This is a genomic window from Nostoc sp. (genome assembly GCF_036917615.1).
Lineage (GTDB): Bacteria > Cyanobacteriota > Cyanobacteriia > Cyanobacteriales > Nostocaceae > Nostoc.
Genome location: NZ_JBALCZ010000019.1, coordinates 224,913 through 246,962, shown reverse-complemented (window position 1 = coordinate 246,962; position 22,050 = coordinate 224,913). Strand labels below are relative to the sequence as shown.

The following is a 22,050-nucleotide window of genomic DNA, read 5'->3' as shown; positions in this document are numbered from 1 at the left end:
CTGCCATTGGAGTGCTGCTATTTGAATGGGGTGTCAAAATTAATATCCGCCAGTTTTTCCAGGTAATGGGCGTTTTATTAGTATTGATTGTCGCTGGGTTGGTAGTTTCAGCCTTAAAACATTTTGACGACGCTGTGGCTAACCTTGCCCTTAGCAGTCGTGCCACAGAAAGCCTTTGTTTCTATTACGAACGCTTTACTAAAGTCCACTCCTGTATTTTAGGGCCAATGGTTTCAAATACTTCCACTATCTTGCCTGACGAACAGTTTCCTGGCATTATCCTCAAATCTTTATTTGGTTATACAGAGAATCTCTATCTTGTACAAGCAGTGGGATATGCGACGTTTTTACTCACTATTGGAGGACTGTATTTCCGCAGCCTTGGAGGTGCTGCTCCTGAAGGTAAAAAAAATATCCCCTTTGCTCAAAAATAAATGAGTTCTGCAAAAGATTAAAAGCACAATCAATTTGAGATTTTTGCCTCGTTAAGAATCTCCCTTGTTCCCAGTCTATGAGTGGGAATCGCCTTAGCGATCGCTAACACTGTCAATAGCTAGTTTTTAGAGTTGTTGGGAAAGCTGAACCGTCTTTATTTAACTCCTTTGTAATAAAAAGTGTTGAGTGTTGCCGAATGAGAATATTGAGTACAAAAAATGCTTTAAAAAATGAATTGGTTAATATTTTTTAGTAAAAACTAACTATAAAGATGCTTTGCAGTAGTTTCAAAATGATTTTCATGTTGAAGTAATCATAGTAATTGTTGAATTCACCTTGTCTTACTGCCGGGTACATGCATTTGTAAGACGGTTTTGGAAACTAGGTTCTCTAGTGTTAACTTGACACTTTTTTTCTCCAACTTCCTCGCGGTTTTTGATAACTCCTAGAAAAATTTTATCTTGTTGTAATTCAAATCGGCAAATAGCATCATCAGAAGTGAGAAAACTTGGTTCAAAGTTCTCATAAACACTAAATATTTTACCATTTAGACATTCTACTCGCTCAACAAGGTTAAGATGATTACCTAGAGCTAATTGTAGGATAAAAACAAAAAGAATGAAACACCCAAAAAATCCTGCTACTAAAATACTAAAAAATTTTAGCAAGTTTTCTTTGAATAAAAAGCTATTAAAAAATAGCAATAAATGTGTGATATAAAAATATAGGGTGGTAATTTTGTTTAACAGATAAAACCCAAAAATAATTTTACTTTAATAATCGAAATCGCAGTTAAAAATGAGTAGTATTAGACTAATTACAATAACAACTAAGTTTTCTGAAGGTCTATCAAGTCTACTTATTAATAACCAACGAACCCATCGCCAAAAGTTTTTGATAAGTTTAGCAATCTGCATTTTTAAATACTGATATCCATAAGTAAATAATACTCATTAATATAGAACTCCGATTTGATTTATGAAAATATACTGAGACTGAAAAGCCTGTTTTGTCAGGGTTTTATCTAAAATATTGTTCAAAAGTCAGACAGGAGTCCTAACCTGCGATAAATGCATCCTTGATTGACTGCGACGTTCTCCCATTATTGAGCTAAGTGCCTTGTGGTGCAAACAACGCTTGCTTAAGCTGCTGACAAGCCTTTTGAATTGCATCTATACTACCTGGATTCACCAGACCAAAATAATCAAACACATAAACTCGGTTATTTTTAGTTGCTTGCAGTTGCTGCCAAAAAGCTTCCTTTTTCAGCGAATCTAAAAGCGCTGCTTCCGAATTCCCTTGCGGGGGGTTAACCAAAATTATCACCTCTGGATTAGCTTCTAAAACTTTCTCAGCCGAAAGCGTCACATAGCCACTAATTGGACTTTTTCCTTGTAAATCTGCTGCTATATTTTTCGCCTGGAATTTCGCCAGCAAATCCCCTGCCCAACTATTTTTATTCGGGGCTAAAATTGGTTGGCGACTAACCAGCGCTAGAGTAGAAAAACCCGGAGTTGGCTTTTCTGGCAAAAAAGTTTTGTAACGATTCAACAAAGGCTGAGGATCAGCGTCAATTGATTTAGCAAGTGTTTTAGTAAGTTCTTGTAGAGATTCCCAGTTATTCACCTTAGTGAGAAAGGTCGAAATTCCTAGCTGCTGAAGTTTTTGAATTGGAATGTTAGAAAAACCTTCTGCACCAATAACTAAATCTGGTTTGAGCGCTACCACTTTTTCTAAATTTGGCGGACTTTGGCCTTCACTAACACGGGGAATATCCTTGAATCTTGAGTCATCCTTAAATAATCTGCTACCAGTGATTCCGACAATTTTTGTTTGATCAAGTCGAGAGATAATGTCAGCAGAAAGAGAAGAAAGAGCAACAACTCTTTTTGCTGATCCTTTTGGTAATTGCTGAGAATTTGTGGTTTTTATCTCAGTAGGGTTTGTGACTTTTGTTTGTGGCTGCTGGGTGGTTACAGTTGTGCAAGCAGCTAAAACTATACTCATCAAAAGTGCTAAAGCAGATAAGAGCCAACGTCGATGCATATTAAAATTCCTTCTGAGGTAATAATGGCATAAGAAGCATACTCTAGGAGCGGGAGCAATGCGATTTTGTGAGATCATCATAAAGACAGTAGGGGAGCAAGGAGCAGGGGGCAGAGGGAATGGAAAAAGAGCTTTCTTATAAGTCATGAAGACTTGGAAGTATATAAAATGGCATTTGATGTAGCTATAAAAATTTTTGAACTATGAACCTATCCCACTATTTTAAAAATCCCTACTTCTTTTCGTAAAATGTGCCTTAAAACCTTGATTTTTCGTTTTCAGTTCTCAATAAGCTTAAGCTTTGTAGCAGAAATATTATTAGTGGGATAGGTTCACCTCATTGACGCTGTAGCATGTTCCTTCAAAGAACCTGACAGCATTTTGGCTCAAAGCCAGCATATAGAAACGACCATTGCCATTTAAAATTGGCAGCAGTGGCTTGATGTGAAATCGGTCTGTAACCACGACCAATTCTTGAAAATCAATTGGCAGGGTATAATAGCGAAAAATATTTTCCGAAAGAAAAATCGCCAGTCCTTGCTCTCCCATTTGCTCCCCAAACTCTTGGGTATCAATTTCATGGGATTTTTCCAACAATGCAATCGCTTCTTTCTGTTCCAAACCCGCATCAATTAAACGAGTCTCCGCTTCCTTGAGCAAATTTTGAAAGCGAATTGGGTCTTGTCGCACTTCTGGCCCGGCTGGGTGCGTTGGCATATAAATTGAAACACAGTTTCCTTTTGGCTGTTCTATTAATGCCTTTATTTCCTCTCTAGAGATTAATTGCATATCATTCTCTAATATAAAGTTTTGGAAGCAGAAGAAGCTGAAAAATTGCTAAATAATTGGGTTAGTTCTTGCCCTAACTTACAAAATGCAGAAAGTTATACAAAAGAACTATATGACTTATATCTGCGCCGACAAATTCAACAGTTACCTGCTAAAATTACACGACTTAATCGAAACTATCAGCGACCTGTTATCGAATTAATCGATACTATACAGACATCTATTCAGGTAATCGCTAACAAAAGTGACACAAATCAACTAATTCATATATCAGATATAGTAGTCCAAACCTTTCAAAATATAGAAGAAAGATATCAAGGTATAACATTACCTGGCATTCCTTGTGGATTTTATGACTTGGATGCAATGACTAGCGGATTTCAGCGCTCTGATTTAATTATTGTGGCTGGACGACCATCAATGGGCAAGTCTGCCTTCTGCTTAGATATTGCTTCCAATGTCGCTAATGTTTATAAACTACCAGTTTGCATCTTTAGTTTAGAGATGTCAAAAGAGCAAGTTGTCCAACGCTTATTGTCAGCAGAAGCACAAATCGAAAGTAGTTACTTGTGGACAGGTCGCATTAGCAAAAATCAGTGGTTACCCCTCTCACTTGCCATATCCAACTTGGCTGAACTTCCAATTTATATTGATGACCGTCCAAATCTTAGTGTTGCTAAAATTCAGTCTAAAGCCCGCCAGGTTATGCTTGAACACGAGAATTTCTTAGGGTTAATTGTGATTGATTACATACAGTTATTGACAGGAGACAATGATGAAAATCGTGCGCGGGAGTTAGCAAAGATTACACGTTCTCTAAAAGGACTAGCCAAAGAACTCAATGTTCCTGTAATTGTATTATCTCAACTTAACCGAAGTGTAGAGTCTCGAACTAATAAACGACCAATGCTGTCAGATTTAAAAGAGTCAGGTTCTATTGAGGAAGATGCTGATTTAGTACTCATGCTTTACCGCGATGAATATTACAGTTCAGATTCTTCCGATCGAGGTATTGCAGAAGTCATTCTAGCTAAACATCGCAACGGCCCCATAGGAACAATTAAGCTTTTGTTCAACACACAGTTTGCTTGCTTCAAGAACATGAAGTTTTAAAGCATTAACCTACGCCCCCTATGGGCGTAGTAATTCACATTGTGTTCTATAAAATAATAGAAAGTCGATATTTTGAGCAAAAGCCTTCAATCATCCAGCATTTGGAGTGTTAGGATCGGATTGCTCTGTTTTAAGAGGATATGCATTTTTTGGTTGCCTAACAAAACCTAAAGTTACTCGTTTCATAATCCAGTACAAACCGGCAAGTACCACAAAGGTGATAGCAATAATCACCAGGGGCTGTTTCCCAAGAATTTCTTCTACCCCTTTGGTAAGTACAGCATCGGGTTGAGTAATAAAATCCCAACTGTTGAAACGCAAAAATCGCCCCCAATACACACCAACAGCACAGAGAAAATGTGTAATCAACTCAAAGCGCCAAATCCATTGGCTCTTGCCGATGCGATGCAAGTAGTAACCCCAATTAATTAACGATATTACGTAAGCTTCAAATCCACCGAAAATTACTAACAAATAAACAGGAATGAGTACCAAAGTAATCATCCAAACCGATTGAATTGTGCGGATATCGTCTATTAGATGAATTACATCAGTCAACAAATATGGTGCATTCGGTAAGAAAGCATAGAAAACTAAGAATCCTAGCCACCAAAGCCAAGAGCGACCACGCTTAAAACGAAATAGCCACACACTTAAAGCTAAAGGTATAAAAGCCAGAAATAAATTCCAAGTCATCCAACTCATATTAATTCGCAAGACATGCAGAACTCTGGCTATCAATTCTTCTTTCATAAGTGCTAACTCAGAAGATGTTTAATTTCTCTAAATTTAGTTTGTAATATTAGTATTAACCTCAGTGTTTGCCTAATAAAGTTTTTGTAGTCTCCAAGGAAATTGATTTCTTCCAACACCAGACAAGATTTTTGTGTCAGTTAAAAATAAATGCACACTGATAGATGTCCGGAACTTAGAGTTTTTGTGTATTTCATACTGGGAGATGAAATTTCTCGACTAATCGGCTTAAGCCACTAGTATAGCCAGAAAATCATCAGGGTAAAATCTACCACAGAATGGAAGTATGAACGGCAAAAACGCCGCTGAATAACTTCCTGTGGACTTTTTTGATTGGAATGTTGCCCCATGTCCTAGCTATTATATTGATTTCATTTTGCCCTGCTAGAGTTCCAGAAGCACCCGAAAGTTTTTGCTAACAGACCTAGAATAATCGTGTAATCCCTTGAAAACTCACGATGTTAAATAATTAACGCAGTAGCACTCAACTACGGGGACCGATCGCTTGTTTGGGTAAAGAGGATCTTGTGCAGCTATTGACAAAATCCTGTGAACAAGCAGCTTTAGTAAGGGTTGTAAGGTTGACAACTACTTGATTGACCTCCAGGGAATTACCGTTACTCAACTCCATATTAGGTGTAGTAGAGAGTGATAGAGAATTATATCCAGATGTGTACATTGTCGGTGTCGAGGAAGCGATCGCACTACCACTACTAACTGCGAGTACAGAAGTAGATGTGCTATCACCGCCAATTACTGGTGGGGAAATGGGTGTGCTACACCGCCAATATGCCCTGAAAGCTGTAGCATCTCCAAAAGGCGAAATCAGTTGAGAATCCCCCATGTTCCAGATAGATTATTCCGGCTGCCTACAATACTTATTCATTTCATTCACTAACGTATCCGACTGCTTCCCAATAGTTGTAGCTGTTGTCAGTGCTGAGTCAATTTCGGCTCTAGCTTTTTGGATTTTTTCTCTACCAGATGCCGAGGCTTCTGCTGTCTTGGTCGCACCAAGCGCCCTACCTGCTTTGGCGATCGCTTGACTAAGATTCTCAAAAATCTTCATAAAACCGCTTTGAAATTCTTTCAGCTTAGGATCTGTTAAATTCAGTTCCCTAATCGATTTAGTCACAAATTCCAAATCCTTAGACAGCTGTATGCTGGTTATCACTTGCGTCCCTTTATTTTTATCAATCAGAGAAGTTCCTGCATTCACAACTCGAATCAGTCGTTGGCACTGGGAGACTTTGTTTTCAGTGCAACTAGTAATGAACAAAGCAATGCTCAGGCTAACAGGAGCAATAACGGTATATTTATGTAAAACAGACATTAACACCCCAACAGCAATAAAACAGAGAATATAGTATCTAATATTATGAGTAAAGATAGTAACTAAGGTAGGGGGCAGAGGGAAGAGGGCAGGAGGCAGGAGTTAGAAAACTCTATTCATCCAACTTTGATACTCATTAAACAGTATTTGAACTGCCATGCACCAAAATTTACATTCAACACAACTCAGAAACTCTTAACACATAGCTAGATTAACAACCCTGCCTTGCCTCCGGCTGAAGGCAGGGATTCTGTTTTAATGAGCATGTTCAAACTGCTCCTATTGCCTTGGCTACAAGTATCTGTACTTATACCTCAATATTGGAATAATCACCTCATGCTTACAGCAGATTTCAAGTTGGGTGTTGTATACAAGCTAAGTTGCAAAGCCAGGTATAAAGCCTGTTCGACTTCTGAATTCAACAATTCTGACTCCTGAATTCTGCTGTATGTTCCGAGAGCAACATCTTGAGTGCGTTCGCGTAGCGTCCGCCTTTGGCACTCTGGCTCATTTGATTTCACGCTTGTCTTGGCTATGTTTTGATAAACTCTTTTAGTGATTTCATCCACTATTACTACACATAGCACTTGGTTGCAATCACTACTTTATATTGATTTCTCTATTTTCTCACAAATGATTCTAGATTGGGATATTAGCCTTACTAATACTAAAAAGTTCTTACATAATTTTGATAAATTGTATATTTGCTGACTTAGCTGACTTAATGTTACAGTATTGATTGTTTTTATAAAAAATTATGTAATCGTCTAGAAAACGCCATAAAAATAATTAGTTGAATGTAAAGTTTAGATGAAATTTAGGAAAAGATTTTGAATTGAGGTGCGGGAATTACTAAACTTTTCAAAACAGCTAACTGTAACAAAAGTATTCATCAAGCTTTGAGTAACCAGGTTCACTCAAAAAAGTCAGCAGATGTTCGGCTTTATTTCCTTCGGTCTTTAAACATACTCGTTCTGTAATGTGAAATTATGAATACAAATCCATCCAATTCGCTATTAACAGTACCAACTGGCCCACTAAAGATTTCAGAGTTGTCCTATAACCGTGTGGGTACTAGTGGTGAACCTATCTATCTTTCTCTAGTAATTCCTACTTATAAAGAGCGTGACAACATTAAGAATGTGGTCAGCATATTGACTCAGTTACTGGATGAATCTATTCCAGGAAACTATGAACTGATTGTGGTAGACGATGATAGCCCAGATCAAACTTGGGAGATAGCACAATCCTTGACGCCAGAATATCCTCAGTTGCGGGTGATGCGACGCCAACAGGAACGGGGACTGTCCTCAGCGGTGATTCGTGGGTGGCAAGCAGCTACGGGGAATGTATTGGGGGTGATTGATGGAGATTTGCAGCATCCACCAGAGGTGCTGATGCAACTGTTGCGTAGTGTTGAGCAGGGAGCAGATTTGGCAGTAGCCAGCCGCCATGTGGACGGAGGCGGCGTCAGTAGCTGGAGTGTTGTCAGGCGTTTCTTGTCTCGTGGCGCTCAGATGTTAGGCTTGGTGATTTTACCGGGGGTACTAGGCAGAGTTTCCGACCCCATGAGTGGTTATTTTATGGTGCGCCGGAGTGCGATCGCAAATACAACACTCAATCCAGTCGGATACAAAATTCTCCTAGAAGTAATCGGGCGGGGAAAAGTACACCAAGTTGCTGAAGTTGGGTATGTGTTCTGCGAACGCAAACAGGGTGAGAGTAAGGTGACATGGAAGCAATACATAGATTACATCCATCACTTAGTACGGTTGCGGCTTTCCACAGGGCGAGTAGGACGATTAAAAAGAAAAGTCAATTTCCCAGTTGGTCGATTCCTCCGCTTTGGGTTGGTTGGCTTTAGTGGTGTGTTTGTGGATTTAACGGTGTTTTACTTGCTGCGTACTGTGATTCATTTAGGTTTAACTCGCAGTACGATTCTTTCGGCCGCAGTGGCAATCATAAATAATTTCCTATGGAATGATTTATGGACTTTTGGTGATATTTCTCAAAGGCAACGTAATCCGCATCAACGTTTCAAGCGATTCTTGAAGTTCAGTGCGATCTGTTTGGCAGGAGTTATATTACAAGCTCTTATAATTAACTTTCTCTATAATGTCTTGGGGATAAATCAGTATTTAGCTAAGTTGATAGCGATCGCAATTGCTACAATCTGGAATTTCTCGATTAATTTGAAACTTAGCTGGCGGGTCACAGACGTGAAATAATCACAACGAGGGATTTGAGATTTTGATTTTTGTTTTTAGATTTTAGAACGAACTTAAATCTCAAACGTTAAATCTACAAATCTATTCGTGTGAGGCTCGGCAATGAGAGTTCTTTTCCAAGGTGCATTTTATTTTTACAGAAAAATTATCTCGTTGCTACCTGCATCGGCTATCCATTTCCTGCCCATAGTAGATACAAACTCTAGCTCACAACACAAACATTGGCATCATTGGCATCATTGGCAGACTCGCCTTCCTCCTTCGTGGATTGACCCCTTGCTAAACTTGATGTGGTTGCTCATTGGCATCAGCTTACGCCTAACCAACTTAACTGCAAAGCCTCCTTGGACTGATGAGTTTTCCACCTTGGTGTTTAGCTTGGGGAATACTTTTTTATCAGTACCCCTAGATCAAGCGATCGCACCTGATGTTCTGCTGTCACCACTGCAACCAAACTCAGCAGCTAGTATTGGTGATGTGGTTCATAACTTAGTTACACAAGATAACCATCCACCACTGTATTTTGTGCTGGCTTACCTGTGGATGAAATTATTTAAGAGCGAAGGAGGATTAGTATCGCTGTTTGCTGCGCGATCGCTACCGGCGATAATCGGCGCTGCCTCCATCCCATGTGTTTACGTATTAGGTAGGGTAGCGTTTCGTTCGCCATTAGTGGGACACTTGGCTGCTGCGATGATCGCAGTATCACCCTACGGCGTATTTTTAGCACAAGAAGCACGCCAATACAGTTTGGCAGTCTTATGGGTAACTGCTTCCCTCACCTGCTTAGTAATTGCCACCCGTCATATTAAAAACCGCACACCTTTACCCATCTGGATAGCACTTCTCTGGGTAGGAATTAATGCTTTAGGTGTTGCTACTCATTACTTCTTCACCCTCACCCTCTGCACAGAAGCTGTAGTTTTGATTTTTCTTGCTTGGCTTCAATTGCAGACTAGCAGGAAATTTTCTCTTTTATTCTCTCCTCCCTGGCGGCGCATCTATGCCGTTGCTACAGGTACTTTTGTAGCGAGTTTAATTTGGCTACCAATCTTTTTAGAAAATAGAAATCGTGATAATTTGACCGAGTGGATTCGGGGTTCGCGCGTCGGACTAGATTGGTTAAGCCCAATTTTTCAAGCTTTAGGAACATGGATTGCAATGATTTCGCTCCTGCCAGTTGAATCTTCACAGCTATTGGTTGTGATTCCTTCTGGACTAGTGATGCTGATTTTCTTTATTTGGGCAGTACCAATTTTGCTGAGTGGGATCAAGATTCAACTACAGCATCCAGAAAGCCGGATTATGATTCAGGTGTTTATTGGAGTTGTGATCAGCGCGATCGCTTTATTCTTTATCTTTACGTACTTTTTGGGTATTGACCTCACCAGGGGTGCTAGATATAACTTTGTTTACTTTCCCGCCATCGTTGTTTTACTGGGGGCGAGCCTCGCAGTTTGTTGGCATCCTCCCAAGGAATGGATAGAAAGAGAACAAGGGAAAAATGGGATAAAAAGCATCGGTAAATGGGGAATAAACGGTAAAAAAGCCGTAATGTTAATTTGGCTAATGGGATTTTTTAGTGCAGTTACAGTAATCTGCAATCTCGGCTATCAAAAATATTATCGCCCTGACCTGTTTGTGCAGCTAATTCAACAAACATCCCCAGTACCAGTACTGATTGCCACTACTCACAAAACTTATGTACACACTGGGGAAATGATGGGGGTAGGTAGGGAGATTAAACTTGCAAATTCACCCCAAAAATCTCTGTTTCTCCTTGCCCATCAAGACCAAGACCCGAATACTTCCACCATAGTTCTGGAAAATACTTTAAAGAAGTTACCACGACCTTTTGACTTGTGGCTGGTAAACTTTCACGCCCCCGTAGCAGAAACTGTCAAAACATGCGTTATATCTAATACTCAATCTTTGCCAAGCATAAACGGCTACGAATATAAACTTTATCATTGCCAGGAGAGTTAATAACCCGGGGGATGAGGTATGAAGGAGCAGGGGAGCAGGGGGAATTATTAAACAAGTGTCTCCCTTGTCTCCCCCCTCTCCCTTGTCTCCCTTGTCTCCCTTGTCTCTTCTCCATGTCCAATGCCCCATACTTCAATGCAGATGCATCTTGTGGAAGTTCCTCAAATATCGATATCCATAGGAGACTAAAGAAAGAAGAACAAAATATATCTGACACGTTTTCAAGCAGCGAAGGCTGTAAGTAGTTAAGGAGGATTTATGCGCGCAGTACTGATGGCAGGCGGTTCGGGAACGCGGCTTCGCCCGTTAACTTGCGATCTGCCCAAACCGATGGTGCCTATTCTAAATCGACCAATTGCGGAACATATTATCAATCTCCTCAAACGACATCAAATAACAGAAGTTATTGCAACATTGCATTATTTACCTGATGTCTTGCGAGACTACTTTCAAGATGGTAGCGATTTTGGCGTTCAGATGACCTATGCTGTCGAAGAAGATCAGCCTTTGGGTACAGCAGGCTGTGTGAAAAACATTGCCGAACTCCTTGATGAAACCTTTTTAGTTATTAGCGGCGATAGCATCACAGATTTCGACCTCACGGCAGCGATCGCATTTCACAAACAAAAAAAGTCAAAAGCTACTTTGATTTTAACCAGGGTTCCCAACCCGATTGAATTTGGGGTGGTGATTACTGATCAAGAAGCACGGATTCGGCGATTTTTAGAAAAACCCTCTAGTAGTGAAATTTTTTCCGATACCGTCAACACTGGCACTTACATTCTCGAACCAGAAGTTTTGGAATATCTGTCAGCAAACACTGAATCCGACTTTTCCAAAGACTTATTCCCCTTACTACTAGCAAAAGATGAGCCAATGTATGGTTACATTGCTCAAGGTTACTGGTGTGATGTTGGTCACTTAGATGCCTATCGTGAGGCTCAATATGACGCCTTAGATCAGAAAGTACAACTAGATTATGCCTACAAACAAGTTTCCCATGAGTTATGGGTAGGCCAAAACACTTACATCGACCAGACGGCTGTAATTGAAGCTCCAGCAGTAATTGGTGACAATTGCCGCATCGGTGCAAGAGTACACATTGAGGCAGGAACTGTAATTGGTGATAATGTCACTATTGGCGCTGATGCGAATCTCAAACGTCCCATAGTGTGGAATGGGGCATTCATTGGCGAGGAAGCAGCTCTTTCTGCCTGTGTGATTTCCCGTGGGACTCGTGTAGACCGCCGCGCCCAAGTATTAGAAGCTGCTGTTGTCGGTTCGCTTTCTACAGTGGGAGAAGAAGCCCAAATTAGCCCTGGCGTCCGTGTTTGGCCCAGTAAAAAGATTGAGTCAGGGGCAATTTTAAACATTAACTTAATTTGGGGAAACACCGCTCAACGGAATTTATTTGGGCAACGTGGTGTGCAAGGATTAGCTAATATCGACCTCACCCCAGAATTCGCCGTGAAATTGGGAGCTGCTTACGGTTCTACTTTGAAACCTGGTTCTAAGGTAACGGTTTCCCGTGACCAGCGTAATGTCTCTCGGATGGTGACGCGATCGCTGATTGCTGGTTTGATGTCAGTAGGTATTGATATTCAAAACCTCGATGCTACAGCTATCCCAATCGCCCGCACGGTTATACCCACAATGTCGGTAGCTGGTGGTATCCATGTGCGGGTACACCCTGATCGCCCCGACTACATTTTGATTGAATTCATGGATGCCAAGGGGATTAATATTTCCAAAGCCTTAGAAAAGAAAATTGAAGGCGCTTACTTTAAGGAGGATATGCGACGGGCGCTAATTCATGAAATTGGCGATGTGTCTTACCCCAGCCAAGTGAATGACCGCTACTGCACTGCTTTTGAAAAACTTTTGCATGTTCATACACTCCGCAACAGCAGAGCAAAAGTGGTGATTGACTATGTTTATGCCGTATCGGGGGCAGTTTTACCCCAAATGTTGGATAAATTTGGTGCTGATGCAGTGGTGCTGAATGCTAGTGTCACTAAAACAGCGATGTCAATCACTGACCGCGAAGGATTGCTGACTCAGTTAGGTCATGTAGTGGAGGCATTGAAAGCTAACTTTGGTGTCCAAGTATCTGCTAATGGAGAACAGCTAATTTTAGTTGATGAATCAGGCTACCCAATTCGTGGGGAAACTTTAACAGCACTGATGGTAGACATGATTCTGACGGCTAACCCCAGAGGAACAGTAGTAGTGCCAGTTCATGCTTCTAGTGCTATTGAACAAGTCGCCCGCCGCCATGATGGCAGAGTGATTCGCACCAAAGCCAACCCTACAGCCTTAATGGAAGCTTGTCAGAAAAATCCAAATGTAGTGCTGGGAGGTAGTGGAGAGACTGGTTTTATTTTCCCGCAACTGCATCCGGGATTTGATGCCATGTTCTGCATTGCTAAGATAATTGAGATGTTGACTATACAGGAGCGATCGCTTGCTGCTGCGCGGTCAGAATTGCCCCGTGTAATTCACAAAACTTATACAGTCCGTTGCCCGTGGACAGCCAAGGGTGCTTTGATGCGTTACTTAGTGGAAACTCACCCAGCCCAAAACCTAGAACTGATCGATGGAGTGAAAATTTGTCAGCCATACGATGATAGTTGGCTGTTAGTTTTACCAGATGCCAGCGAACCACTGGTGCATTTGTATGCAAATAGCAACGATCGCGATTGGGTAGATGAGACTATAAGAAACTACCGCAGCCGTGTTCAGGCGTTTGTCGAAAGACAACAAGAGTATCAACCTGCCGAAGTGTAATTTGTAATTGCTAATTCGTAATTCGTAATTAAAGAATTCAATTATAAATTACGAATTACGAATTATTTTAACCCTCCCAAGATGATTTGAGAGGGGTTCTAAATTCTTATCGAGGACATTCTGGTAAACTTCTCTCAGCGTAATTGCAATCAAAAAAAATTAAAGCTTCCCCAGTAGAGGTAAATTCTATACTTGTGAAGTATGAGTCACTTTTTGGACTTGCTTCATTTGACCAAATTTTCAAATAGTAACTACTATTATCATCGCTAGACCATAATTCATAACGGTAATTACCTCCTGAACCCTGACTATTTAACTAGTCAGCTAGTACTTTATTTGATGCAGACAACAAGCTCAATACAGTCAAAACCGGAATTACAGCTACTTTTAGTATTTGGATTAATTTCATATATCCACAAAAAACTTACTATCTCTAGTTTCATTTATTGATGTATTTTTTGAAACCAGTAATTACCAGGAATATTGTGTGAGGATATCGTAAGACACTTACAATAAGTTGGCTTGTAGCCCACTGCTTGTTGGGGTAGAATGAACCGTCGCCCGCCTTTTCAGTTTGTTTCTGAAATCCTTTTAGGACTTACGCAGAGGAGATCCCCCAACCCCCTTAAGAAGGGGGCTTTTCAGATCCCCCCCTTTTTAAGGGGGGTTAGGGGGGATCGAGGTTTCAGGTTTTCAGTGCGTAAGTCCTACCTTTATAAAACTTTACTTAAATCAAATGATAAAATTTTGCAATTACTCTGGTAGTATATCTTCATGCTTCTTGAGATAGATATTCATTAAGCTAATTATTTCAGTTATTTGTAAACTTTCTCAGGAGATAACGCCATGACAAGCGTGGCTGTTCAAAAACCGGAGTCAATTCCCTGGTGGGCAGGGAACGCCCGGTTAACCAACCTCTCAGGACGACTTTTGGGCGCTCACGTTGCTCATGCAGGGTTAATTGTTCTCTGGGCTGGTGCAACAACCCTTTTTGAACTTGCCCACTTCAACAGAGCGCAACCAATGTACGAACAGGGCTTAATTCTATTGCCCCATCTTGCAACCCTTGGTTGGGGTGTTGGAAGTGGTGGACAGATAGTAGATACCTATCCTTACTTCGTCGTTGGAGTATTGCACCTAATTAGCTCCGCCTTCCTGGGATTTGGCGGTATCTTTCATGCCCAACGTGGGTCCGCCATCTTAGAAGAAAGATTTTCCTTCTTTGGCTATCGCTGGGAAGATGCTAATAAAATGACCACTATTCTGGGTATTCACCTAGTGTTACTGGGTCTGGGAGCAGGCTTACTGGTTGCCAAAGCCATGTTCTTTGGCGGCTTGTACGATTCTACGGTGGGTGAGGTGCGCGTAGTTTCTAGCCCCACTTTGAACTCCGTCGTCATTTTTGGCTATTTATTTGGTGGCGGTGGCAAGCATTGGATTGCTGGAGTCAACAACCTGGAAGACTTGGTTGGTGGTCATATTTGGGTTAGCATTCTCTGCATTGCTGGCGGCATCTGGCACATTACCACTCAACCTTTCGGCTGGACAAAGCAGCTTTTTATCTGGTCAGGAGAAGCTTACCTTTCTTACAGCTTGGGTGCTTTAGCTCTAATGGGTTTTATAGCTGCTTATTTTGTCTCTGTTAACACATTAGCTTACCCACCGGAATTTTATGGGCCAGCCCTGAGTATTGGGTTTGACCGTTTTCCGTACTTCCAGAGTGGAAATTTCCTATGCTCTCGCGTTTGGCTGGCGAATGCTCATTTCTGGCTAGCTTTTTTCTTTCTTCAAGGGCATCTCTGGCACGCTTTACGCGCTGCTGGATTTGACTTTCGCGCTTGGAGAGTCGTCCGTTCAACTCGTGGGGAGGCAATCTAACAATGGCAACTGCAACGATAACGACCCCAGAATCCGGTTGGTGGGCTGGCAATGCCCGATTCATTAACCTGTCGGGTAAGCTTTTGGGCGCTCATGTTGCTCATGCTGGGTTGATTGTCCTTTGGGCAGGAGGAATGACCCTATTTGAAATCACCAAATACGACCTCTCCCGACCGATGTATGAGCAGGGGTTAATTTTGCTGCCCCATCTGGCAACTTTAGGATTTGGTGTTGGCGACGGCGGCCAAATTATTGATACCTATCCTTATGTTGTAATTGGTGTTTTACATCTGATTAGTTCCGCTGTACTAGGTGCTGGCGGCATTTACCATGCCGTTTTAGGCCCAGCAGTATTGGATGATAACCCGTCTTTCCCTGGCTTGTTTGGCTACGACTGGAAAGATGAAGACAAGATGACCACCATCATCGGCATTCATCTGCTGTTGTTGGGGTTCGGGGCGTGGTTCTTGGTGGCAAAGGCGCTGTTTTGGGGTGGTCTTTATGACCCGGCAGTAGCATCTGTACGAGTGATTACTGAACCGACTATTAACCCTGGTCGCATCTTTGGCTATCTCTTCGGTGCTTTTGGCAAACAGGGAATGGCAGCAGTTAATAACCTAGAAGATGTCATCGGTGGACATATTTGGGTAGGAATACTCTGCATTGCTGGAGGTTTTTGGCACATTCTCACCAAGCCTTTTGCTTGGGCAAAAAAGGTACTGTTTTGGTCTGGTGAAGCTTACCTATCCTATAGCCTGGGCGCTCTGGCTTACATGGGTTTGTTGGCAGCATATTTTGTTACGGTGAATGATACCGTTTATCCCACAGTTTTCTATGGCCCGTTAGGACTGAGTACTACTGCATCGGGAGTGATTACATCTCGTACTTGGCTAGCAACCAGTCACTTTGCTTTGGCAATTGTATTTCTAGCTGGTCATATCTGGCACGCCTTGAGGGTGCGTGTCATAGCGGCTGGAGTTGATTTTCAGCAGGGAGTTGTCAATCCTGCGGGAATGCCGGAAATAGGGAATTTCGATACTCCAGTGAATGCTTCTGATATCACCCTGAAGTTGTTGGCAAATCTTCCTATTTACCGTCAAGGCTTATCTCCTTTTTCACGGGGGCTGGAAATTGGCATGGCGCACGGCTATTTCTTGATTGGCCCGTTCGTCAAACTAGGCCCGCTGCGGGATACAGAGTTGGCAAATCAAGCAGGGCTACTTGCGACAATCGGTCTGGTATTGATTTTGTCTATTTGCTTGTGGTTGTATGGTAGTGTATCGTTTCAAAAACGCAAACCTGCTCAAGGGGAACTACCGGAAAACATGAAAACGGCTAAGTCTTGGAGCGAGTTTAATGCTGGCTGGACAGTGGGTAGCTGCGGAGGAGCTTTGTTTGCCTTCCTGCTGTTAACCAATAGCAGTTTGTTTTTCTAAGTTGCATCAACTTGTGTGAGGTTTACGTACAGGACGAATCGCCATTGTTGGATAAGTTCTTTTGATCACACAACTATATATCAGGTGACAATATGTCGAAAAAAATTGGTTTGTTTTACGGGACTCAAACTGGCAACACTGAATCTGATGCCGAAAAAATTCGGGATGAGTTTGGTGGTGATGTTGTAACATTACATCCCATTTACGAAGCGGATACTACCACTTTTGATGAGTATGAATTGCTGATTATTGGCTCTCCCACTTGGGATATTGGTCAACTTCAGAGCGATTGGGAAGGCTTTTTCTCTGATCTGGATGAGATAGATTTTAGTGGTAAGCAGGTCGCGTATTTTGGTGATGGAGACCAATATGGCTATAGCGATAACTTCCAGGATGCAATAGGAATTCTAGAAGAAAAAATTTCCCAACGGGGCGGTAAAACTGTTGGCTACTGGCCAACAGAGGGGTATGAATTTGATCAATCTAGAGCTGTGAAAAATGGTAAGTTTGTCGGATTGGCACTTGATGAAGGTAGTCAATCTGAGTTAACAGACGAGCGGATTAAAACTTGGGTTGCTCAGTTGAAGAAAGAATTTGGTTTGTAGAAAGTACGAGATTACATCTGTGCATCTGTGTCAACTTAAAGTGACAACCACTAAGGGATAAAGCTTTGAGAGATTGCCTGATTAAGAATCTTCGACTCTTAATGCCCAGCTGATTAGTGCTATTATCATTACCCACATTCTTGTAACAGTCAAATTGTTGCCAAACCCGTAGTCTGCCTGCGATTCAAATCCTGGGCTGCATAGCATAATTCAGTTTTAACTGACTCTGGTTAACTCAATTGAGTTCGTTGAAACGGACTTTAGCTATTAGCTTTAGAATTTATTCCCAAGCTAATAGCAAGGAAGCAAGAGATTGAAAAGATGTGGGTAATGACGAGCCTAATTAGCGACAGAGCCGTAAGAAAAGGCATTTCCACGTAGAACTGCGAAATGAGGTTTTTTCTGGTGTTTTAGTTGAAGTTGACACCAATAACAGATGTAATTTCTTATTCAAAATTGATAATTCAGAAGTTTTAGGTATGACAGGTATTTATGTCTGATTCATTTGATGTTCTGTGGTTAAATGCTAGTCCTGTATTGAAGCGTTTTGATAAACCATTACTTCAATACCTATCTGGGTATATGAGCATCGCCCAGTGGGAATACCACCAAACTAAAGATGAAGCCAGTTCCATAGATCAAGCTGTGGAGTTGCTGTATGACTTTTTAGAATGGCGCGATCGCCCCGTGCATCTGGCAGGTCATGGGATGGGTGGTGCGATCGCCTTAAGCTATGCTCGTCGATTCCCCCAGAAAGTGCGATCGCTCACGCTGCTGGCTGTAGCATCTCAACCCGCCAACAATTGGCACGCTCACTATTACTTTCAACGACAACTTTTTAGTATCAGCCGTGAACTAATTTTGGCAAGCAGCGTTCGCAGTCTTTTTGGAAATCAATCGCCTCATACCACTAGGAAGTTAGTAGCTGCCTTAGATAAAGATTTAGAACAATCTCCCTCGCCACACTCTTTGTTTAAGTTAGTTTATTTACCCAAGGGTGGAGTTTCTATGCCAATGATGGTATGTGGTAGCAAGAGTGATCCAGTAGTCAACCCACCTGCATTGCATGACTGGTTAAATTGGTTTAAGCCAGAAGATAAACTCTGGGAATGCTCAGAAGGGTATCATTTTTTTCACTACTTCTATCCTCAACAAGTTGGTGAACAGATTTTGAGTTTTTGGCAACGCCATCATCCGCATCTACTGGAAGCATCTGCACTATCCCTAAGCACTTCTACATATTCATAAAGGCAGAAGGCAGAAGAACCAACGCTTAAAAACTAATATTTGCTTGCAGCCAAGAGTAGTTCGAGCGGTGATAGTTAGCATTGTCGCTTTGTTTGTGCTGCCTATTTTTCTTCCAATTTTGATGATTACATTTTGTAAAGAGATCAAGTAAATAAGAATTACTTTCAATAGACTAAGTTTGTAATCTCAATAATTGGTAAGTAGCTTCAATAAGCAGCGCATGTGTCAAGAAGTCATATCTGGCCACAATCGGTAACGCCTGCTGTGAATTGGAAGAAGCTTTTCTGCTTCAGGTAAAAGCTTCGCGTCTACACATGTGGTAGCTGATTTGTTGTACTCAAGCGACATTTAACTGCTGAAACAAGAACTAATTAATTGAGTATTATTGCCAACAACTACTAATTTGTTTAACAATGCAGACATACGGCAATCCCAACGTCAAATTTGATTGGTGGAATGGTAACGCCCGCTTCGCCAACCTTTCTGGCTTATTTATCGGTGCTCATGTGGCACAAGCAGCGCTGACGACGCTCTGGGCTGGAGCATTTACATGGTTTGAAATCTCTCGCTTCAATCCCCAAGTACCTATGGGGGAACAGGGGCTGATTTTGCTTCCCCACTTAGCTACCTTGGGTTTTGGTGTGGGCGCAGGTGGTCAGGTAGTCGATACTTACCCTTATTTCGTTATCGGCGCTTTACACTTAATTTCTTCTGCTGTGCTTGGTGCAGGCGCACTTTTCCACACCTTTAAAGGCCCAAAAAACTTAAAAGACGCCAGTGGTCGCGCTCGGAAATTTCATTTTGCATGGGATGACCCGAAAAAACTTGGGTTTATCTTAGGACATCACCTAATTTTCTTGGGATTAGGTGCTTTACTCTTGGTAGGAAGAGCCATGTACTGGGGAGGACTGTACGACTCGACAATTCACGATGTTCGAGTTGTCACCGACCCCACCCTCAATCCCTTGGTCATTTATGGCTATCAAACCCACTTTGCCAGTGTTAACAACTTAGAAGATTTAGTCGGCGGTCATATCTATGTAGGCTTGTTACTCATTGGCGGCGGTATTTGGCACATCCTCATAGAGCCTTTACCTTGGGCGAAAAAGCTTTTAATCTTCTCCGGTGAAGCCATCCTTTCCTACTCTTTAGGCGGTATTGCCTTAGCAGGATTTGTTGCAGCTTACTTCTGTGCGGTGAATACCTTAGCTTACCCCGTGGAATTTTATGGCCCTATCTTGGAACTAAAACTCGGAGTTAGTCCTTATTTTGCCGACAGCATTAAGTTAGTTAACGGTGGTTATACTTCCAGAGCATGGTTAGCAAATGCCCATTTCTTCTTAGCTTTCTTCTTCTTGCAAGGTCATCTGTGGCACGCCCTACGAGCAATTGGTGTTGACTTTAAGCAAATTGAAAGGGCAATAAATGCCATAGGTAGCGAGTCGTAAAACAATTTTAGATTTTAGATTTTGGATTTTAGATTATGACAACCTAAAATCCGTCTTGGAAAGTTCTGTTCGCCGGAAATCGGCGCTCAGACTTTCCGCAAAATCTCAAAATTTAAAATGCTCATAAGGGTATTTAACTATGACAATTACAACTGATAGAACCTTAGCAGAAGATACCAATTCATCGTGGTTAGTGGGTAATGCCCGTTTAATTGATTTATCTGGTCAATTATTAGGCGCTCACATTGCTCATGCAGGCTTAATTATGTTTTGGGCAGGAGCAATCACAATATCGGAAGTTACACGCTTTGTTCCTAACGTTCCAATGTATGAACAAGGATTGACTTTGTTACCCCACTTGGCAACTTTGGGCTGGGGTGTAGGTGCTGGAGGTGAAGTAGTCGATACCTATCCCTATTTTGTAATTGGCATTTTGCACTTAGTTGCATCTGCTGTATTGGGTGTAGGTGGACTTTTTCATGTTTTTCGTGGTCCAGCGATTTTATATAATGCCGGTGGACAGGCGGCGAAATTTCACTATGAATGGAATGATCCCAAGCAATTGGGTTTGATTTTAGGTCATCACCTAATTATTCTGGGTTTGGGAGCCTTTTTGTTAGTGCTAAAGGCAATGTTTTTTGGCGGAATTTATGATACTAACGTGGGAAATGTCCGCCTAATTAGCAATCCTAATTTAAAGCCAGCAACAATTTTTGGCTATTTAGTTGGTCTGAAAGATGGTAGCTGGACTCCTTTAGGGATGGCAAGTGTTGACAACTTAGAAGATGTCATTGGTGGTCACATTTGGGTTGGCTTCATCTTAATTGCTGGTGGCGCGTGGCATATTATTGTGCAGCCTTTTACATGGGTAAGACGAATTTTGCCAATTGAAAATGGTGAAGAAATTCTTTCTTATAGCTTGCTGGGTTTAGCTTTGATGGCTTGGATTTCTGCCGTGCTCGTGGGATATAACACAACAGTTTTTCCGAGAGAATTTTACGGTTATGAACGTCTGGGAATGGCAGATATTCAGTTCTTCCTTGGTGTAACGGCGTTCTTAGGTTATGTTTGGCACTATTGGCGATCCTCGCGTCAAGGTAATAGTTAATTAAGTTTCGCTCAACCCTAGCTAAATAAAGTCCGATGCCTGTGGTTAACAGCAGTGGACTGCGGGCATTTTTTTGGAATTTTTAGGAGGATAACTAATGTTAACTATGATTTTGTGCGCCTTTTGCACTTGGACAATAATGATTCTATTTATTGGTAGTGTCTGGTTAACCCTAAAAAAAGGGATAATTCATTTAAAAACGCTGCATGAAATTCCCTGTTCTGGTTGCGAATATTTCACCAACGACTACCGCCTCAAATGTACTGTACACCCAAAAAAAGCTTGTTCTGAGGAAGCGATCGCTTGTATTGATTTTGAGCCGAAAACTTCTGCCTGTAATGCTTGCCAAAAGGGACGACGAAAGCTTTGTTAAATTTATTTGATTACTCGTTCAGTAAGATACAAGGGTGCGATCGCTAATTAAAGTAAAGATTTTTTGCTATCAGGCACTACGACTCTACTTTTAGTTAGGAATAGTCCCGAAAAAACGACTATCACGACATGGGGTTAAGAGCGCCAAAAGTAAAGCATTTAGCCCCTGATTGAGTTGGTGCAGGTAGGTTGAATAGGGTGTGGTACGTGTAGTAAGTAGATTTTCAGTCGGTTGTTACTTACACACCATAAAATAATCATTTAAAATACTATACGACTCATATTTGATTTTTGAAATACACGTAGGGTGTGTGTTCGCCGGGAGTACAGCACCAAAACCTTCGGGTGGTGCGTTACCGAAGTCGTAACACACCCTACAGATACTTAGATTTTTTCAAAAATCAAATCGGATTGCTATATTGCAGAATTAAGTTACATAATTCAATAAACCTGCTTTATGATTATGTTGTGAGCCAATAAAAGCC

The 22,050-nt window shown here is 41.5% G+C and carries 19 protein-coding genes; 13 read left to right on the top strand and 6 right to left on the bottom strand.

What is annotated here, in order from left to right:
• The coding region (locus tag V7K85_RS06700) for an FTR1 family protein (protein WP_334812024.1) at positions 1–434 on the top strand (434 nt) is incomplete at its 5' end.
• A 342-nt stretch (positions 435–776) separates the two neighbouring features.
• Here the strand turns inward: V7K85_RS06700 and V7K85_RS06695 are convergent.
• The 3 genes from V7K85_RS06695 to V7K85_RS06685 form a co-directional block, all read right to left on the bottom strand.
• On the bottom strand, positions 777–1,139 hold the full coding sequence (locus tag V7K85_RS06695; RefSeq protein WP_334812022.1) for a hypothetical protein: 363 nt from the start codon (positions 1,137–1,139) through the stop codon (positions 777–779).
• A 406-nt stretch (positions 1,140–1,545) separates the two neighbouring features.
• The gene (locus V7K85_RS06690) at positions 1,546–2,481 is read right to left on the bottom strand and encodes an ABC transporter substrate-binding protein (protein WP_334812019.1); all 936 of its coding nucleotides are present in this window, start codon (positions 2,479–2,481) and stop codon (positions 1,546–1,548) included.
• Between the two features lie 318 nt (positions 2,482–2,799).
• Positions 2,800–3,270, bottom strand: coding sequence for a hypothetical protein (locus V7K85_RS06685; RefSeq protein ID WP_334812016.1), 471 nt, complete (start codon positions 3,268–3,270; stop codon positions 2,800–2,802).
• Between the two features lie 21 nt (positions 3,271–3,291).
• Here V7K85_RS06685 and dnaB point away from each other — a divergent pair, with 21 nt between their 5' ends.
• Positions 3,292–4,383: a replicative DNA helicase gene (gene dnaB / locus V7K85_RS06680; RefSeq protein WP_334812014.1), complete on the top strand. Its 1,092-nt coding sequence runs from the start codon at positions 3,292–3,294 to the stop codon at positions 4,381–4,383.
• Between the two features lie 90 nt (positions 4,384–4,473).
• On the opposite strand, the gene V7K85_RS06675 is transcribed toward dnaB, so the two are convergent.
• A complete protein-coding gene (locus tag V7K85_RS06675) occupies positions 4,474–5,136 on the bottom strand; it encodes a DUF1361 domain-containing protein (RefSeq protein ID WP_334812012.1) in 663 nt (220 codons plus the stop codon).
• A 596-nt stretch (positions 5,137–5,732) separates the two neighbouring features.
• Between V7K85_RS06675 and V7K85_RS06670 the strand changes: the two genes are divergently transcribed.
• Positions 5,733–5,969 carry a hypothetical protein gene (locus V7K85_RS06670; RefSeq protein ID WP_334812010.1) on the top strand — a complete coding sequence of 79 codons (237 nt, stop codon included), beginning with the start codon at positions 5,733–5,735 and terminating at the stop codon, positions 5,967–5,969.
• Between the two features lie 23 nt (positions 5,970–5,992).
• Here the strand turns inward: V7K85_RS06670 and V7K85_RS06665 are convergent, their stop codons facing one another.
• On the bottom strand, positions 5,993–6,469 hold the full coding sequence (locus V7K85_RS06665) for a hypothetical protein (RefSeq protein ID WP_334812008.1): 477 nt from the start codon (positions 6,467–6,469) through the stop codon (positions 5,993–5,995).
• 329 nt (positions 6,470–6,798) lie between these two features.
• Positions 6,799–6,990, bottom strand: coding sequence for a hypothetical protein (locus V7K85_RS06660; RefSeq protein ID WP_334812006.1), 192 nt, complete (start codon positions 6,988–6,990; stop codon positions 6,799–6,801).
• 468 nt (positions 6,991–7,458) lie between these two features.
• Between V7K85_RS06660 and V7K85_RS06655 the strand changes: the two genes are divergently transcribed.
• The 10 genes from V7K85_RS06655 to V7K85_RS06610 all read left to right on the top strand — a co-directional run bounded on the left by V7K85_RS06655 (position 7,459) and on the right by V7K85_RS06610 (position 21,566).
• A complete protein-coding gene (locus tag V7K85_RS06655) occupies positions 7,459–8,697 on the top strand; it encodes a glycosyltransferase family 2 protein (RefSeq protein WP_334812004.1) in 1,239 nt (412 codons plus the stop codon).
• 102 nt (positions 8,698–8,799) lie between these two features.
• Entirely contained in the window at positions 8,800–10,683 is a 1,884-nt protein-coding gene (locus V7K85_RS06650; protein ID WP_334812002.1) for a glycosyltransferase family 39 protein, read from the top strand.
• Between the two features lie 258 nt (positions 10,684–10,941).
• Positions 10,942–13,470: a mannose-1-phosphate guanyltransferase gene (locus V7K85_RS06645; protein ID WP_334812000.1), complete on the top strand. Its 2,529-nt coding sequence runs from the start codon at positions 10,942–10,944 to the stop codon at positions 13,468–13,470.
• Positions 13,471–14,316: 846 nt separating this feature from the next.
• Positions 14,317–15,348: a chlorophyll a/b binding light-harvesting protein gene (locus V7K85_RS06640; protein ID WP_334811998.1), complete on the top strand. Its 1,032-nt coding sequence runs from the start codon at positions 14,317–14,319 to the stop codon at positions 15,346–15,348.
• A gap of 2 nt (positions 15,349–15,350) precedes the next feature.
• A complete protein-coding gene (locus tag V7K85_RS06635) occupies positions 15,351–16,784 on the top strand; it encodes a chlorophyll a/b binding light-harvesting protein (protein WP_334811996.1) in 1,434 nt (477 codons plus the stop codon).
• Between the two features lie 92 nt (positions 16,785–16,876).
• Complete coding sequence (fldA, locus tag V7K85_RS06630; RefSeq protein WP_334811995.1) at positions 16,877–17,389, top strand: flavodoxin FldA; 513 nt, start codon at positions 16,877–16,879, stop codon at positions 17,387–17,389.
• Positions 17,390–17,881: 492 nt separating this feature from the next.
• Positions 17,882–18,637 carry an alpha/beta fold hydrolase gene (locus V7K85_RS06625; protein WP_334811993.1) on the top strand — a complete coding sequence of 252 codons (756 nt, stop codon included), beginning with the start codon at positions 17,882–17,884 and terminating at the stop codon, positions 18,635–18,637.
• Between the two features lie 413 nt (positions 18,638–19,050).
• A complete protein-coding gene (locus tag V7K85_RS06620) occupies positions 19,051–20,085 on the top strand; it encodes a chlorophyll a/b binding light-harvesting protein (RefSeq protein ID WP_334811991.1) in 1,035 nt (344 codons plus the stop codon).
• A gap of 139 nt (positions 20,086–20,224) precedes the next feature.
• The gene (locus V7K85_RS06615; protein WP_334811989.1) at positions 20,225–21,193 is read left to right on the top strand and encodes a chlorophyll a/b binding light-harvesting protein; all 969 of its coding nucleotides are present in this window, start codon (positions 20,225–20,227) and stop codon (positions 21,191–21,193) included.
• A 97-nt stretch (positions 21,194–21,290) separates the two neighbouring features.
• Positions 21,291–21,566 carry a hypothetical protein gene (locus V7K85_RS06610; protein WP_334811987.1) on the top strand — a complete coding sequence of 92 codons (276 nt, stop codon included), beginning with the start codon at positions 21,291–21,293 and terminating at the stop codon, positions 21,564–21,566.
• The last annotated feature ends 484 nt before the right edge of the window (positions 21,567–22,050 follow it).